Annotated in this window: 16 protein-coding genes and 1 pseudogene; 4 read left to right on the plus strand and 13 right to left on the minus strand. The window is 34.1% G+C overall.

Annotation, left to right across the window (positions count from 1 at the left end):
- Window positions 1–99 precede the first annotated feature (99 nt).
- Complete coding sequence (locus AAGD44_RS02065; RefSeq protein ID WP_341764349.1) at window positions 100–810, plus strand: IS6 family transposase; 711 nt, start codon at window positions 100–102, stop codon at window positions 808–810.
- 35 nt (window positions 811–845) lie between these two features.
- Here AAGD44_RS02065 and AAGD44_RS02070 read toward each other — a convergent pair whose 3' ends face one another.
- The 4 genes and pseudogenes from AAGD44_RS02070 to AAGD44_RS02085 all read right to left on the minus strand — a co-directional run bounded on the left by AAGD44_RS02070 (window position 846) and on the right by AAGD44_RS02085 (window position 3,608).
- Entirely contained in the window at window positions 846–1,058 is a 213-nt protein-coding gene (locus AAGD44_RS02070) for a hypothetical protein (protein WP_341764365.1), read from the minus strand.
- 864 nt (window positions 1,059–1,922) lie between these two features.
- Complete coding sequence (locus AAGD44_RS02075; protein WP_341764366.1) at window positions 1,923–2,747, minus strand: hypothetical protein; 825 nt, start codon at window positions 2,745–2,747, stop codon at window positions 1,923–1,925.
- A 298-nt stretch (window positions 2,748–3,045) separates the two neighbouring features.
- Complete coding sequence (locus AAGD44_RS02080; protein WP_341764367.1) at window positions 3,046–3,168, minus strand: hypothetical protein; 123 nt, start codon at window positions 3,166–3,168, stop codon at window positions 3,046–3,048.
- Between the two features lie 2 nt (window positions 3,169–3,170).
- Window positions 3,171–3,608, minus strand: a pseudogene (locus AAGD44_RS02085) (recombinase family protein).
- A 195-nt stretch (window positions 3,609–3,803) separates the two neighbouring features.
- Between AAGD44_RS02085 and AAGD44_RS02090 the strand changes: the two are divergent.
- Window positions 3,804–3,998 (plus strand): palindromic element RPE1 domain-containing protein, encoded by a 195-nt coding sequence (locus AAGD44_RS02090; RefSeq protein WP_341764368.1) that lies wholly within the window; start codon window positions 3,804–3,806, stop codon window positions 3,996–3,998.
- Between the two features lie 648 nt (window positions 3,999–4,646).
- Here AAGD44_RS02090 and AAGD44_RS02095 read toward each other — a convergent pair.
- Both AAGD44_RS02095 and AAGD44_RS02105 read right to left on the minus strand, forming a co-directional pair.
- Window positions 4,647–5,357, minus strand: a complete 711-nt coding sequence (locus AAGD44_RS02095) for an IS6 family transposase (protein ID WP_341764349.1) — start codon at window positions 5,355–5,357, stop codon at window positions 4,647–4,649.
- Window positions 5,358–5,890: 533 nt separating this feature from the next.
- Entirely contained in the window at window positions 5,891–7,681 is a 1,791-nt protein-coding gene (locus AAGD44_RS02105) for an autotransporter domain-containing protein (protein WP_341764369.1), read from the minus strand.
- 601 nt (window positions 7,682–8,282) lie between these two features.
- On the opposite strand from AAGD44_RS02105, the gene AAGD44_RS02110 reads away from it, so the two are divergent.
- The gene (locus tag AAGD44_RS02110) at window positions 8,283–8,501 is read left to right on the plus strand and encodes a transposase family protein (RefSeq protein ID WP_341764370.1); all 219 of its coding nucleotides are present in this window, start codon (window positions 8,283–8,285) and stop codon (window positions 8,499–8,501) included.
- A 245-nt stretch (window positions 8,502–8,746) separates the two neighbouring features.
- Here the strand turns inward: AAGD44_RS02110 and sppA are convergent, their stop codons facing one another.
- From sppA to AAGD44_RS02145, 7 genes are all read right to left on the minus strand, one after another.
- The gene (gene sppA / locus AAGD44_RS02115) at window positions 8,747–9,664 is read right to left on the minus strand and encodes a signal peptide peptidase SppA (RefSeq protein ID WP_341764371.1); all 918 of its coding nucleotides are present in this window, start codon (window positions 9,662–9,664) and stop codon (window positions 8,747–8,749) included.
- Window positions 9,665–9,680: 16 nt separating this feature from the next.
- A complete protein-coding gene (smpB, locus tag AAGD44_RS02120; RefSeq protein ID WP_341764372.1) occupies window positions 9,681–10,139 on the minus strand; it encodes an SsrA-binding protein SmpB in 459 nt (152 codons plus the stop codon).
- Window positions 10,140–10,155: 16 nt separating this feature from the next.
- Window positions 10,156–11,043, minus strand: coding sequence for a 4-hydroxy-tetrahydrodipicolinate synthase (gene dapA / locus AAGD44_RS02125; RefSeq protein ID WP_341764373.1), 888 nt, complete (start codon window positions 11,041–11,043; stop codon window positions 10,156–10,158).
- A 39-nt stretch (window positions 11,044–11,082) separates the two neighbouring features.
- The gene (locus AAGD44_RS02130) at window positions 11,083–12,048 is read right to left on the minus strand and encodes a stomatin-like protein (RefSeq protein WP_341764374.1); all 966 of its coding nucleotides are present in this window, start codon (window positions 12,046–12,048) and stop codon (window positions 11,083–11,085) included.
- Between the two features lie 97 nt (window positions 12,049–12,145).
- Window positions 12,146–12,973, minus strand: coding sequence for a hypothetical protein (locus AAGD44_RS02135; protein ID WP_341764375.1), 828 nt, complete (start codon window positions 12,971–12,973; stop codon window positions 12,146–12,148).
- A gap of 132 nt (window positions 12,974–13,105) precedes the next feature.
- Window positions 13,106–13,867 (minus strand): DUF2608 domain-containing protein, encoded by a 762-nt coding sequence (locus AAGD44_RS02140; protein ID WP_341764376.1) that lies wholly within the window; start codon window positions 13,865–13,867, stop codon window positions 13,106–13,108.
- Window positions 13,868–13,896: 29 nt separating this feature from the next.
- Window positions 13,897–14,709 carry an alpha/beta hydrolase gene (locus AAGD44_RS02145; protein ID WP_341764377.1) on the minus strand — a complete coding sequence of 271 codons (813 nt, stop codon included), beginning with the start codon at window positions 14,707–14,709 and terminating at the stop codon, window positions 13,897–13,899.
- A 35-nt stretch (window positions 14,710–14,744) separates the two neighbouring features.
- On the opposite strand from AAGD44_RS02145, the gene AAGD44_RS02150 reads away from it, so the two are divergent.
- A complete protein-coding gene (locus AAGD44_RS02150) occupies window positions 14,745–15,905 on the plus strand; it encodes a glycosyltransferase family 4 protein (protein ID WP_341764378.1) in 1,161 nt (386 codons plus the stop codon).
- The last annotated feature ends 156 nt before the right edge of the window (window positions 15,906–16,061 follow it).

Raw genomic sequence — 16,061 nt, forward strand, 5'->3', positions numbered from 1 at the left:
AAGATAATTATTGAGGCTTTTAAAAGGTTCTGTCGCATTTATTGACTAATAGTTTAGCAGAAGGTATAAAGACATAAAAATACAGTCAAAATAATTAAGATGCCATTTCAAATTTCTGCTAAATTGTTAAAATATTTCAAAGGATATTGCTCATCAGCTGAAATCATCATGTTATTTGTCTACATGAAGTGTAGATTTTCTTTAAGCTATAGAGATTTAGAGGAGATGGCTGGAATTAGAGGAGCATCGATAGATCACGCCACTTTACAAAGATGGGTTATAAGGTTTGTAAAATTAATAGATATGCAAGTCAGGAAATACAAGAAGCCAGTTGGTAGAAACTGGAGAATGGATGAAACGTATATTAAAGTAAAGGGTAACTGGGTTTATCTGTATAGAGCAGTTGATACTATGGGTAACACCATAGATTTCTGCTTAAGGAAACATAGAGATACTGCAGCTGCTAAAGCATTCTTTCGGAAAGCTTTTAGACATAACGGTCATCCTATAAAAGTGAATATTGATAAAAGCGGTAGCAATACTGCTGCCCTTAACAGCATTAATAAGGATTTGCACGAGGAACAAAAAATTAAGGTTACTCAGGTTAAATACCTCAATAACATAATTGAGCAAGATCATCGCTTTATTAAGAAACGAACTAAGCCGATGCTTGGCTTCAAAAGTTTTGCTTCTGCTAAAATTACTATTGCTGGCTGCGAGAATATTAGGATGATTCAAAAAAAACAAATTACTAAGGCTAACTATAATTTTTCTACTTTTGAAAATTTTGTAACATTAATGGCTGCATAATATTTTAATCTTGAGATTTTTAAATCCAGATAAAACTACACTTGCAGATGCGACAAAACCGAAAGTTTAAGTAAATCTGCTAATTGTACTAAGCTACCTTTTTGTAATAAAGTACTGACTGCCTTATGTAAAGCAGGACGATTGTTTAGTAAAAGTGCCACGCTTTCATCAAGTAGTGTCTCATCATTACAATCTAAAGGCTTATTCCGCAGGTCTTTTTGGTCATTAATTGTAGAATTTTTGCTCATAATTCGCTTGTAATATTAAGTTTTCAGTGGATTTAATTTTTACATGTCTTGAGGCTTAATCTAGTTAGGTTAGGAGTGTTTACAAAAAATTTGCGTGCGAATTTTTAAATATTTGGGCGCAAAAGGTAGCTTGTCATTTCTCTTAAAAATTCTTAAGTTATCCTAGTTAACTTAGGTAGAAAATTTATTGTGGAGTGATTGGTTAATAGCTCTGATATATTTAAGGTAATGTGAGGTAAATTTGAGAAATTAATAATATTAGCTACTAACTTTAATAAAAACTAGTTAATGAATTGACAAATTATTAATAATTGTTTGTTATTATATGTAGGTTTATTAATAATGCAAGCATTTTATTATAATTGAGAAATTATGCTTATCATTTTGTTTTATATTGAAAGAAATTTAAATATATTCACTTACGCATGTACGTAAAAAGACTCAAGAAGCCAGTTAATAACCTCTAGAGAATAAATATACTCTTCGCCTTTCAAGAGTTGTTTTTTCATTTTATCAAAGTTTCGCGTGCTCACGTACTTAGTTGTACGCTGCGCGCGCTCACCCCTCAAAATAAAATCCAACTCTTGAAATCCATTGCGTATACTACGCTATTGCTATTGCAGCACAAATAAAGTAGAGTATTATTGTACTGTATCAAACCTATTAACAAGTGGTACAATTAATAAGTAATATTAGATTTCTTTGTACTATTGCGGTACAATATTGAGTACTAATGTCTACAGCCTAGTAACTTAAGCTATATACTGCTCGTACCTGAAGAGTTGGTATACGATAGAATCAACTTCAAGAAGAGCTAGGGGTGTCAAAGTCGAGAAGCGCAGCGTACTATAATAAGTTACTTTGCTATTCTTCATCATAGTCGTCTTCCAGGTTAATATCTGACTGCGTCAATAAGTGTTTTATAGCATCTATTGATGTATAATTAATATTACCTTTATGACGTTCTATGGCTATTACTTCTTTCATGAACGCTCTAAAAGTTAGCCATTCCATTAAATCATCATGGCTTCTTCTATCATAATTTACAGCTATTCTCTCGACCTCAGGATAATTGTCTAATTCTTGTTCTTGAATATATGATTTGAACAGATTCCATTTCTCTTGAGGATTATCAAGAGCCTCATTTTGATCTTGACTCACAACATCCTTCATCTCTTCTATCTTTATCTTATTATCAATATCTTTTATCCTACTTTCGGTAAAAAATTGATCATAATCTAAAGTCATTATCTCTTGTAACTCTTGATCATTATTAGCTACAATTAGTTTGTTAAAATTAGCAAAATAGGTTATTTCTGCAATAGTAGGGGGAATATATTTTACTAAAAAATCAATTATATATACTGCTCTTCGTAATGAGCGTATATCTAGGTGCATTATAGAATTTTGTTTTATATAACCTTCTGCTAAAGTAATAGGATACAGTCCTTCAGGTACATCTTGATAATGTACTGCTAATGGCAAATTCTTGGCTTCTTTGTAATAGGCCAGGATAAATCTTTTATCATCACCAAAGGCTAAACACTTAAGCTTTCTTAAAGCCTTGATTAATAAATGTTGATTATGAATTTTATAGTACAACCTTACTGGCATAAAGGCTTCACGAGTAGTGGTATAAACTACACTCTTCTTATTATTTTGACTCTTTTTATTGAACATTGTTAACATAAATTTTCTTATAATTATTTTATCTAATTTTATAGCAATGTAGTGATATACTACTCCTCTTTCAAAAATTGTTTTTTATTTTAAATGGCAAGCGCGCGCAGCGTACATGCCAGTACGTGAGTCCATGATAAAATAAAATCCAATTCTTGAAAGACGAGTAGTATACACGTATTGCCAGGTTGATGTGATAGAGATGCACTAAACTACTCCCCGCTTATAAATTTCTTTATTAAATTCTAGCAATTTATTGGAACTAAGTTGGTCAAGCAAATAAGCCTTTACCTCACTAGGTTTTGCATTAAACACTTCGTTTCGCTTCTATCTTAGTTTTAAAATAGGCTATCTCTATATTTTGTTCTGCAAATGGTATAAATTGTTGGTATGTTTCTACATTATCTACTAGTTTCACTTGTTGCATCAATTTTAAACTGCTACTAGTTTGACCGATTCCTTACGAACACGCAAAGCCTCAATAGTCTGTTTAGAAATCAGATCGCGCTCAATTTCTGAAGCCATAGAAAATCCCATAGCAACAATTTTACTTTGAATAGTATTATCTAGATGCCAATTACCTTTTACAGCATAAATAGCAATACCTTGTTCAGTAACAATTGATAACATTTCCATGCATTCAAGCATATTACGCCCCAATCTCGATAATTCACTGACAATCATTTTATCCCCTTTCTGCATCTCATCCAAAATTATAGCAATCTTGCGTTTACGCCAACTGATCTAACCAGAGATAGTTTCTTCAACAAAAGTAACTTTACCTAAATTCTTTTCATTTGCTAAATATAAAATAGCAGCTTTATTTTTTTCGAGATCTTGATCGATAGTTGATATTCGTAAATATGCTATTCTTTTTGCCTAAAAAATCTTAATTAGAAGAAACCCTAATTATTAGCATATTTTTATAATAGTTCTTATAGAAATAGCAATGATTTTATTTGAATTTATATTATCAAAGAAACGAGCGTTTTTATATAATTATCTATCTAAATAAATTATGGAATAATTACAAGATAATTATTTTTAAAATCTAAATTAGACCTCTTGCATAACCTAAAGATAATTGAAGAATTTTTAGGAGAAACGAAGTCGAGTACCGCAGCGTACATAGACGTACGTGAGAAACAGAGAGGAGTTTCGACGACAAAATTACCAATTAGATTAGGTTATGCAAGAGGTCTATTTAGTAAATTGTGGAGGTGGATAGAGTCAAATAAAGTGAGCCGAAGGAAAATATAGAATCAATTAATGTGAGCCAAGAATTTTTTATGGTCAATTAAATCGAGCCAGGCTGTATTTTTAAAGTCACTTAATTTGAGCCGTTTGTGCCGTAGCAAAGCTGCAGAAGAGATGGCAGTAAGTCTTGCCGGAGTCGTCTACTAGAAGCTGGTTTCAAACCACCTCAAGCGGCTGTTATTAAGAGTAATGGTCGTGAGTATTGAGGAAAATCAGTATAAACTGGTGAGGGAACCAAGCAAGGAAGAAGTACGAGCAGTATAGTACGCTGCGCTGCTCGACTTTGACCCTCCTCGCTCTTCTTGCAAATGATATAAGCTATACTAAAAAAGAGAGAAAGTATTAGCAACACTTTATTTAAATCCTGAATTGCTAGCAGAGGTGATTTCTTATAAAGCTTCAGCAAAAGACGAAATCGACCATTATAGATAGAAACCTTCCCAGAACCTAGTAGGACTGGCTTCTAGAAGTCTAAACCCCTTTAAAGGTTCGACTACCAGCGAAAAACGTAAATTGCTAAATTTTGTATTTGCGAACCTAGAACTAAATGGCTGTAAGCTTGATTACTCCTTGCGTCCGCCGTTTGATATGGGTTTTGTCGCATCTGCAAGTGTAGTTTTATCTGGATTTAAAAATCTCAAGATTAAAATATTATGCAGCCATTAATGTTACAAAATTTTCAAAAGTAGAAAAATTATAGTTAGCCTTAGTAATTTGTTTTTTTTGAATCATCCTAATATTCTCGCAGCCAGCAATAGTAATTTTAGCAGAAGCAAAACTTTTGAAGCCAAGCATCGGCTTAGTTCGTTTCTTAATAAAGCGATGATCTTGCTCAATTATGTTATTGAGGTATTTAACCTGAGTAACCTTAATTTTTTGTTCCTCGTGCAAATCCTTATTAATGCTGTTAAGGGCAGCAGTATTGCTACCGCTTTTATCAATATTCACTTTTATAGGATGACCGTTATGTCTAAAAGCTTTCCGAAAGAATGCTTTAGCAGCTGCAGTATCTCTATGTTTCCTTAAGCAGAAATCTATGGTGTTACCCATAGTATCAACTGCTCTATACAGATAAACCCAGTTACCCTTTACTTTAATATACGTTTCATCCATTCTCCAGTTTCTACCAACTGGCTTCTTGTATTTCCTGACTTGCATATCTATTAATTTTACAAACCTTATAACCCATCTTTGTAAAGTGGCGTGATCTATCGATGCTCCTCTAATTCCAGCCATCTCCTCTAAATCTCTATAGCTTAAAGAAAATCTACACTTCATGTAGACAAATAACATGATGATTTCAGCTGATGAGCAATATCCTTTGAAATATTTTAACAATTTAGCAGAAATTTGAAATGGCATCTTAATTATTTTGACTGTATTTTTATGTCTTTATACCTTCTGCTAAACTATTAGTCAATAAATGCGACAGAACCTGATAGTAGTGCCTTTGTAGAAAGCTTAGAAAATAAGGGTTGTAAGGTTGTTATCCCGCCGAAATGTAACCGTAAAGTACAACGTGAATACGATAACCATATTTATAAAGAACGGCATTTAATTGAGTATTTTTTTGGTAAAATAAAACACTTTAGGCGTATATTTGCTAGGTTTGATAAAGCACCAGCTGTCTTTTTAGGTTTCTTAAATTTTGTTGGGGCTTTAATTTGGTTACGTTAAATTTTTGTCCACAGAACCTAGCGACTTTAAAGATTTTTTTGTCGCTGTAGAACATGGAGTACTAATGTCTACAGCTTAGTGACTTAAGCTGTAGTCTAGTTTAACCTAAGTGACTATAATGGTCTAAGCTATACATAAGTAATAGCTTAGACCATTAATGTATACGCGGCAACAATCAGATTTTGGTGCAATCCTAAATCTGATTGTTAAAGATAATATTAGAAAGTAACTCCAGCGAATAAACCAGCAGAATATTGTTTAGTACGTTTAGTCAGCTGCATGCTCGCTCTTATACCATAGTTGATATAGCTATCGCTCTTAGCGCGCACTTCTCCACTTAAAGTAAAGTTTGATTCATCAACTTTATAAGTAGGCACAGAAAACAAACGTGGCATATCTGATACCCTTCCTTTCGCTTGCTTCTTTATTGAATTAATACATTCATACCCATACGACAAAGTAAGAGATGGTATTAATGTTAAATTATCTTGTACCTGATAAGCTTGGGCAAGAGTGGCTCCTATTTCAGTAATTAAAGATTTACGATTTGGGATATTAAATTCCATAGTAGTACTTCTAATATCGCCTACCTCTTTATAAGATTTGACCGATACTTCTTGATAGTTCACATTGAAAAATGGTGTTACCACTAATTTAGTTTCATCAATATAGTTATACCCTACCCCTACAGTACCAAGATAATGCACCCCTGATGGTTTGCCTCTCTCTTCTCTGGTAGCTAGCCCAAGCGCAATCTTACGTTTAATATCATATTTGATCTGGCCCGCTCCTACTGCTGCATATATAAACACCGGATTATCGAATTTGTAGGTACCATTGATAGAGACTAGATATTCTTTCATATCGGCTTTACCATGCCCATGCTTGAAATCCATATTAGATTTAGCGCCATTAAGTTGCAGACCTAAATTGAAGTTTTCATTCATTTTATAGTTAATTTGAGCATAAGCACTGCCAGTATTAGCTTTTTTAATACCTAATTCTTTCTTACTGATTGTTTTAGTACTATTATAAATATAATCACCACCTATATCAGCGGTATAAAACTGCTCCACTGGGTGCAGCACATTATTATGAGCGCTAGCATGCATAGTTTGCAAAGCGTTAGTACCAACTGCTATTGGTAATTCTCTGACGAATGCTACCCTACTTGGAGATTCAATAACTGACTCTACATATTGGGCAGTAATTTTTTGTGCAGCTTCAGTAGGGTAATTAGCTCTAAATACACCAAAATCTCTATATGTTCCTGCGATATCTTGATCCGAGAGATAGGCTTTAGGATTATTACTAATTTCTTCAACTAATCTAGCATAATCAACATATATAACATTAGCATCCGGAGCATGTTGCGCTATCCCATCAGCCACTGCTTTATTAAATACTTTACTGAGTGCTTTGCCCAAAGTTTTAACTTGGAGATCTGTATACGGATGAAGTGCTAGTTGTCTATAATATTCATTAAAATGAGTTAGAACAGCTATATAATTCGCTCCATCAATAGAAATAGTCTTTATAAAATTCCCTACATTGCGTTTAACATCACTGGCCCCCGCAGCTGCAAGAGGAAACTGATTAGCGTCGGCCCTTCCATTTTGTATTGTAGCAAGCATTTGGTCGAAAGTTAAAGCGTGCTGATTGACTATATCTTGCATTAGCAAAGCTCCCAATGGCTGCATATCACTTGGTCCCATATAAACCATGAAGAGCGCATTAGAATCAATTTTCCCACCGTTTGCTTTATAATTTGCATAATAATTAGCAGGCGCTAATCCTGTACCCCTAAAATTATTCTTATTATTCTCAAACTTAAAGCCATAGCGCTGAGTAAGTAAAACAGCCCAGCTATTAGGGAGGTAAGTGAAGCTATCCCCCAAACTATAGACATTTGTAAAATTTTCTTTTGGGTGGGCAGCAATAGCAACGCTAGAGGTTAAGCAAGTGGTAGCCAATAAAATGCTGGCAAACAGTTTATTTTTGTGTTTCATGGGGGATCCTTCAATAATTAAATATATTTTATGTACTCTATAAACTTGCTTTTATACTCCTAAACTTTAAGAATTGGCACGCTGGGGTCTAAAGTTCTGCAGGAAGCCACTTAACATGTATGCTGCCCTCCTCTACTGCGGCCCTTCTAGCTCTTCCTTGAAATTGAACTTCGTCTCCCAACTCTCCAAATCATAGAAGTATATTTATCGCTGACTGGGGAATGCTAAGGAAACTTTGTCTTATAGCATATGCAGCTCAAAATAATCTTCTTGATGCGCTTATGAACTTAAATTGATAGTTTAAAGGCAAATTCGCTATTGCGGAGGCAATGAATTTTAAAGACATATTAAATAGCCTTAATATATTAGTCAAGTTATTTTGCAAAATACTCGCTAATTCAGGCTAGTAATTCAACTATTATCTCTATTCTGTGATAAAAAAGTTAACATAATTTCTCTAATAACACTAATGTTGCTACTAAAAGTACCGTAGAACGTCACGGTGGTCTGACCAACAAAAAGTAAGGGAGATGTAACAGTTTTTGCAAAAAGTGAAGGAATGGCATAAGAATCTCTGATAAGATAATTATTGGAGAAATTGATGTTAAAAGAAAGAGAATTTATTAAGAGTTTTGAGGAATATTTTTGCGATGTAGAAGATCATCGACAGGCAAGTAAGATATCTTATCCAATAATAGAGTTGTTATTTTTAGGAATAATAGCGATTGCTGCAAGAGCAGAGACTTGGGGAGAGATTGAAGAATTTGGCAAAGCTCATATCGATACTTTAAGGGAATATTTTTCATTTATAGTCAAGTGATGAGAAGTTGGTGATATCGTCACTCGTCACTTGCCTATTATATATCAGTGTCGTTCCATCACTCCTAGCACCAAATTCTCCTGAATTGACTATAGAATAAAGACAAAAACAGCAACTAGGCTAAAAATGATGTTAACTATGGGGTGGGCACCAAAAAATCTAAAACGTTTTGCCAATGCCTAAATATTAAGTAATTGTTCATCAGGTCGCCGTGCTAAAAGTACCGTAGAACGTCCTTTTGGCTACTATAAAACTGCCTTACTTCCTTGTAATTTATTTTTGAAAATATTTAGTAGCATACTCTCCACATCATCTAATAGCATCTCTAAAAATTTTGTTCGAGGTTTGATTTTAAATTCTTTTACTTTCAAGCTGTTATCAATTTTTTTTGTTTCTTGTAGCCACTTAATCGCATCTTCCTGCGTCCCTACTGCGTCCACAAGTTTTAACTTGAGAGCCTGACGCCCGGAATATATACGGCCATCCGCTAATTTCTTAACGTAATCAATCGGTAAACCTCTTCTTGCGGCAACCAGTTCTACAAAATATTCATAATTATCTTCTATATTTAGCATTATAGCTTCCCGGACAGCTTCGGTCACTTTTTCGGTAGGGTTCGGAGCCGCTTTTAATTCTCCGGATTTGAAATTATTAAAGGTAATACCAAGCTTTGTTGCTAAATCTGTCACTTCAAAGGTTTGAAAAATTACCCCGATTGAGCCAGTGATTGTCCCATTATGACTTACGATATAATCTCCGCCTAAAGATATCAAATAGCCGCCACTTGCTGCTAGCGTTCCCATTACTATTGCGACTGGTTTTTTTGCTGATATTTTCCGCAGGATATTATAAATTTTTTCTGACCCTACAACTGTCCCGCCAGGTGAGTTAACATTAACTATTAGAGCACTAATGTGCTCATCGTCAATTATTTTTTCCAGTTTCTTGTCACGTTTTGCATCCTCAAAAATTATCTCGTCTATTAAAACTGAAGTGATATATTTACCACTACCAATATACTGACTACTTTTACTATTTTCTTGTCGTTTAACTATAATGGTAATAATTAATGCTACAAATAAGAAAATAGCTACTAATTTCCAGAGTGCTAACTTACGTTTGTTGTATTTTCTTTCGATTAAATAATCAGGAGGTATTACCATAGTGCTTCTGTGCTCTTTATTTCAATCTCATTAATCTAGCTTGATCTCTTTTCCAATCTTTTGCTTTTATAGCTTCTCTTTTATCATATAATTTTTTGCCCTTGGCAATACCAAGCTCAACTTTTGCTATATTTTTTTTATTAAAATATATAGCAAGCGCAACAAGAGTATAGCCTTTTAAGCGGATTTTACCAATTATTTTCCTTATCTCGCCTACCTTTAAAAGCAATTTGCGAGTTCTACGAGTAGAGTGATTAAATCTACCTGCTTTATCATATTCTGCTATATGACAGTTATATAAAAATACCTCATTGCCAGAGTTCTCGGCATGGCTGTCTTCTATACTAGCTTTTCCTTGCCGAAGAGATTTGACCTCACTGCCTGTTAATATTATACCCGCTTCAATTTTTTCTTCGATAAAATAGTTAAAATAAGCTTTTTTATTTTGAGCTATTATTTTTTTATACTCGTGCATAATTATATAGAACTCTTTACCTAGCTTGTGTTGACAACTGCATAGCTTTTTTTATTTTTTCTTGGGTCTCTGGAGTCGCACTGGTCAAAGGAAGACGAAGCTCTTCTAAACATAATCCTAAATTATGAGCAGCATATTTTACTGGGATAGGGTTAGTCTCTGCAAACAATGCTTTATATAACGGTAATAATTGTTGGTTGTTTTCTTTAGCCGCTTGATGATTATTATTAAACCAATTAACTTGTAACTTTTTACATAAAGCTGGTGCTATATTAGACACCACAGAAACACACCCTGCCCCTCCTTGCGCATTATAAGATAGAGCTAATGCATCATTACCACATAACAAATTAAATTCTTTATTAATTAGTGCTGTTAGCCGTAAAGGCCGTTCTAAATCATTCCCCGCATCTTTAAGAGCTATAATCCGAGGTAACTCTGCTAATCTCACTATAGTCTCATCTGAAAAATCCACTATTGTTCTAGTTGGTACTGCATATAACATTAAAGGCAGATGAGTTGCGTCATGTAATGCTGTAAAATGTAAATAAATTCCCTGTTGAGATGGTTTGATATAAGACGGAATACTACACATAAAGCCATCCACTGAAACTGTTGTGCATATTTTTAATATCTCTAAAGCCGATTGAGTATTCATAGCTGAACAACCAGCTATTACTGTTACGCGCCCTTTTACAAGCTCAGTAGTGAGCTGTAACAAGGTTTTATACTCCTCTAATGTTAGGCTAGTTCCTTCCCCAGTGGTACCTCCCACTACGATACCATCCACTTCATTATCAACTTGATAATTAATTATCTTCTCCCAGGAGGCAAAATCTACTTTATTATTCTTAAAAGGTGTAATCAAGGCTGTAATCAGCCCTTTAAATATGTTGTTATTCATGATTTATCCATTTACCTTTATATAGAAAGCCTATTGAAACTAACTTTTAACTTTGTCACTAGCAAGAGTAGAGTTTATTAATTTTTTCTCGTTTACAGTTTTTAGTTGATTAAAAATAGTTAAAGCTGAGGTTACAAAGCTGCCCGGGTCGGAAAGATTAGCAGGCAAAATTACCGTATTACTCTCTTTAGCGATTTGTCCAAAGGCGCTCATATATTGTTCAGCAATTTTTAAAGCTACCGCATCTTGTCCCCCTACTGTTTGAATAGAATTAGCAATAATTTCTATGCTGTTAGCAGTAGCAGTAGCCACTAATCCTATTGCTTCCGCTTCACCTTTAGCTCTATTTACTTGATCAATATATGCCGCTTCAGAGTTCAGCACTATTTCAGTTTTTACCCCTTCTGCATTATTGATTTTTGCTTGCCTATAACCTTCTGACTCTAAGATTTGGGCTCGCTTCTGCCTATCTGCCGCCACTTGTAATTCCATAGCTTTAAGGATTGTTTGAGGGGGTTGGATATCTTTAATTTCATAGCGCATACATTGGATACCCCAATTTACCGAGGCTTGATTAATAGCTGAGACTATAGCAACATTTAAAGTTTCCCGCTCTTCAAAAGTTCTATCTAATGGCAGCTTCCCTATTTCTGAACGCATAGTAGTTTGGGCTAGCTGAGTAATAGCATAATATGGACTACTTACCCCATAAGAAGCAGCTACTGGATCAATAATCTTAACATACAAAACCCCATCTATTGATAGAGTCACATTGTCATTAGAAATAGCGGTTTGCGCGGTAACATTAATCGCTTCTTCTTTTAAAGTATGCTTATAAGCCACCTTTTGAATGAGTGGAATTAAAAGATTTAATCCAGGTTGTAAAACTTTATCAAATTTACCCAACTTTTCTATTATCCATGCTTGTTGCTGCGGCACAATCTTAATCATCTGAACAATAATAAGTATTGCAATGCAGCCAAAAGCTAATAATATATATTCCATTTTATCCTCTTACTTATATATTTAAGTTCTATTCACAGAGCAGTATATAATATACTGCTCTTAACTGAAGAGTTGACCGAGTATACCAGAATTGACACTAATTTGTTTCTTCTTTCTCTGGCAATAAGTTAACATAACTTCCATCACTAATTTTAGTCAGGCCTTCTATCACTATTAAATCCCCTTCTGTTATTTCATTAGAGATAATTTCTGTAAGGTTATTTAAACTAACCCCAAGTTTAACATAAAGTTTTTCCGCGATATTATTATTAATTTTATATATAAAATCACCTTGATTATTAGTTACTATCACCTCACTATGGTTATCGACCTTCTGATAAAGTACAACTGGTAATTCTACCAAGATACTTTTAGCTCTAACATCTTGGCCTACAATACTAAAAAGGTAATCCCCTACTTGTATTTTATCCCCAACCTTGGGCTTTATTACCCCAATTTCGCCATCAAAAGGTGCAATAATCACCATCGCATTATAAGTATCCATTGTTTTATTAAAATTCAGGGTGGTATCTGCAAATTCTAATTGTGCTTTCTCAAAAGCGCTATTACTGATATATTTTTTACTATATAATAATTTATTACGCTTATAAGAAGCTTCTGCCGATTTTAACATTGCCTGTGCCTGCATCTTGATCGACCTAGCGATAGCTTTATCAATAACTAATAATACTTCCCCTTTCCTAACTTTATTGCCTTGCTTTAGGGTAATTACTTCCAAATTACCAGGAACTTTAGCATAATAATCCCTCGCCTCATCAATTTTACATTGCCCTACTGTGCTAAACACTTCATATAGTTCGACTAGCTCTACCTTAGCACCTCGTACGCTAATAACTCCAGGCTCAGCTATAGCCTTAAACCAAATGAGCCCTATAGAAATAAAAATAATTATCTTAGTGCGCATAATGACAATATTAATATTAAACTTTTGGCCTATAACTCACATTAAGCAGGGCACTTGAAGGAGTTCTCCCACTTAAGGATCCAAGGCCCTTATACAAATTACCGGCTCGATACGAATTATTCAAGCACTCTATTATAACTTCAAATCTGTTAACCATCGATGCTCTGATTCCAAAACTTCAAAACGAATTTTTTCACTTTGTCTATCCAGTTCTACCTCAGGAATTAAAGAGGCGCCTTGATACTCAAAACCATGAAAACTAATTTGCAAATCTGCGCATATTTTACCTACAGCTTCAAGATTCTCTAAGATATCGTCAACAAAAATTATTTTTTTGGGATAATAATTTTTTGCATGTAAAATATTATCCAACACTTTACCCTTATCAACATTCGCCGTCAGAATTACCCCTCCTTTCATAGTAGGAATCCCATCGTCAGTTCCCATCCCTTCAATTAACATTTCATCTTTTAGAGGCGAAGAACTCATAAAATTTATATTGATAGCTTTTAATTCATTTAAACGCCACTCAGTCAAATCTTCAATAACACCAAAATTACCGGTATATAATTTAGTTAACCCCATAGTCGGAATTTGCATTTTTCCTAAAGAATTTAGTATATCAGCTACATAAGGGTCTACTAAGCGCACTGCACGTTTTTGTATAATAATACTAAATAACAAATTTCTTTGACTGCGAGTAAGACGTTTTTTACTTTCTAGGCGCCATTCTACTCTATAAGGATGAGTTAATCGGTACTCTACTTCATCCATAATTAGCACTTCATCCACATCAAATAGTACTAAACTATCTTGATCTAAGCTGCTTAATAGTTCGGCTATTTTTACAAAATCCTTAACTTGCTCAATTTTAGAAAATTTATGGTTATTCATATTATTTAATAATTAGTTTTTACTATTCGTTACAGTTGACTTTCGACTACTACCTCTTCATTTACCACCAATATATTGCCAGAATCCTCATAACTTAACACCTCTTCTATAGAATTAGCAATTACTGCCAAATCTGTTTCCCTGGAAAGTTGATGATTCCCATCTTTAATTAATTTCATTACTACCGCCTTAGAAATAATTTTTGCCATAATCTGATGCGACAAAACATAGGGTACTTCAGTATCTAGCACTCCATGAATTAAATGAACTGGCATTTCTAGATTAATATTATTGTTATTTAGTAATAAATATTTTCTTGCTTCTATTATTAGCCGATAACTTATAGGAAAAACATTATTACAATCCCCTGCTATTTCTAGCCATTGTTGCTGCTCCATTTGTTTTTTATGAGATTCTGGTAGTTTATTCCAAATTACCTCTTCAGTAAAATCTACCGCTGCGGCGATACAAACAATGGCTTTCACTTTCGAGGGCCAGTTTCTTGCCGCGAGAATTGCCAACCAGGCGCCCATACTTGAGCCAACTATAACAGTTGGCTGGGGCACTAGTGCATTTAGCACCATCTCCACTCCCTCTAGCCACGAGCCAATAGTTTCTTCAATAAAGTTTCCTGACGATTTACCATGACCAAAATTATCAAATGTGATATAATTATAATTTAGGCTTTTACAATATTTTTCAAGAAATTGAGACTTTTTACCATTCATATCAGACATTAATCCATGCAAGAAAAGCACTGATGGCGTATTTTTTTGGGTACTGAGACACTGATTATAAGTGATATATTTATTCTTTTCTATATTGTATAATCTATCTATCATATTTTTAATATTAAACTTAAATTAATAAGAAATTAATGACTCCTATAAAATTAACTCAACGATATCATAAACCCACCATTTTGCAAGTAGTTCCCTCACTATTCTCAGGCGGAGTAGAGAGAGGAACAGTTGAAGTAGCAAAAATGCTCAAAGGAGTTGATTATAACGTGATTGTAGTTTCATCTGGCGGCTCATTAGTCAATGAATTAACTACCAATGATATTCCTCATATTCAAATGAATAGTGCTAGTAAAAATCCTTTAACCATATGGAACAATGCCAAGTTACTAGCAGAAATAATTAGAGAGCATAAAGTAGATTTAGTGCATGCCAGGTCACGAGCTCCGGCCTGGAGCTGTTATATGGCAGCAAAAGCCACGAACGCTAAATTTTTAACAACCTTTCATGGTATTTATAATATTTCAAATTTTCTTAAACGATATTATAATAGCATTATGTTAAAGGGAGAAAAGATTATCGCAGTATCACATTTTGTAAAACAACATATCTTAAATAATTATACTATTCCGGAGGATAAAATTACCGTAATACATCGTGGGGTAGATTACCATCACTTTGATCCCAAAAACATTCTCGAAGAAAAATTACAAAAATTTAAAAAGAAATACGGTATTCCTCTCAATGTTCCTATTATCTTACTGCCTTCAAGGATGACTAGCTGGAAAGGGCATCTCTCGTTGGTGGAAGCCCTTGGCAAGTTAAAACAACGAGATTTTTACTGCCTAATGGTAGGAGATTTATCCAAGCACCCTAATTTTACCCAACGCGTCAAATCTTTAATTAACTCCTTAAAATTACAAAGTAAAATTCAAATATTTGGTCATGAGAATAATATGCTTGGTTTATATGCTATTTCGGATCTTGTATTATCTACTTCGATTGAGCCTGAAGCATTTGGTCGCACTATCGCTGAGGGGCAAGCTATGGAAAAAATCGTGATTGCTACAAAGATCGGAGGTTCTATAGAAACAATAATAGATAAGCTTACTGGATTTCACACTAACCCAGGTGATGCTGATGATCTAGCAGAAAAAATCGAATATTGTTTATCTATCATTAACACTCCTGCTGGGGAAAAGATTCAAAAGGCTGCAAGAAAAGCGGTAATTGATAATTTTTCGCTCGAGTTAATGCTGAATAAGACTTTTGATCTATATAATCAAATGTTAAAATAGCCCCTACTCTGCTCTTTGGATTCGCCAGAACCCTTATTGTATTTAGTAGACTTCCCGCATAAGTCAAAAAAGCGCTCAGAAGTAGTATACTAATAAAAGACTACGTGAACCCTTGAAAAATGAAAAAACAATTCAGGTGTGTAAAGAATATACTCA

The sequence above is a fragment of the Candidatus Tisiphia endosymbiont of Beris chalybata genome, from assembly GCF_964026555.1.
In the GTDB taxonomy this organism is placed as follows: Bacteria; Pseudomonadota; Alphaproteobacteria; order Rickettsiales; family Rickettsiaceae; genus Tisiphia.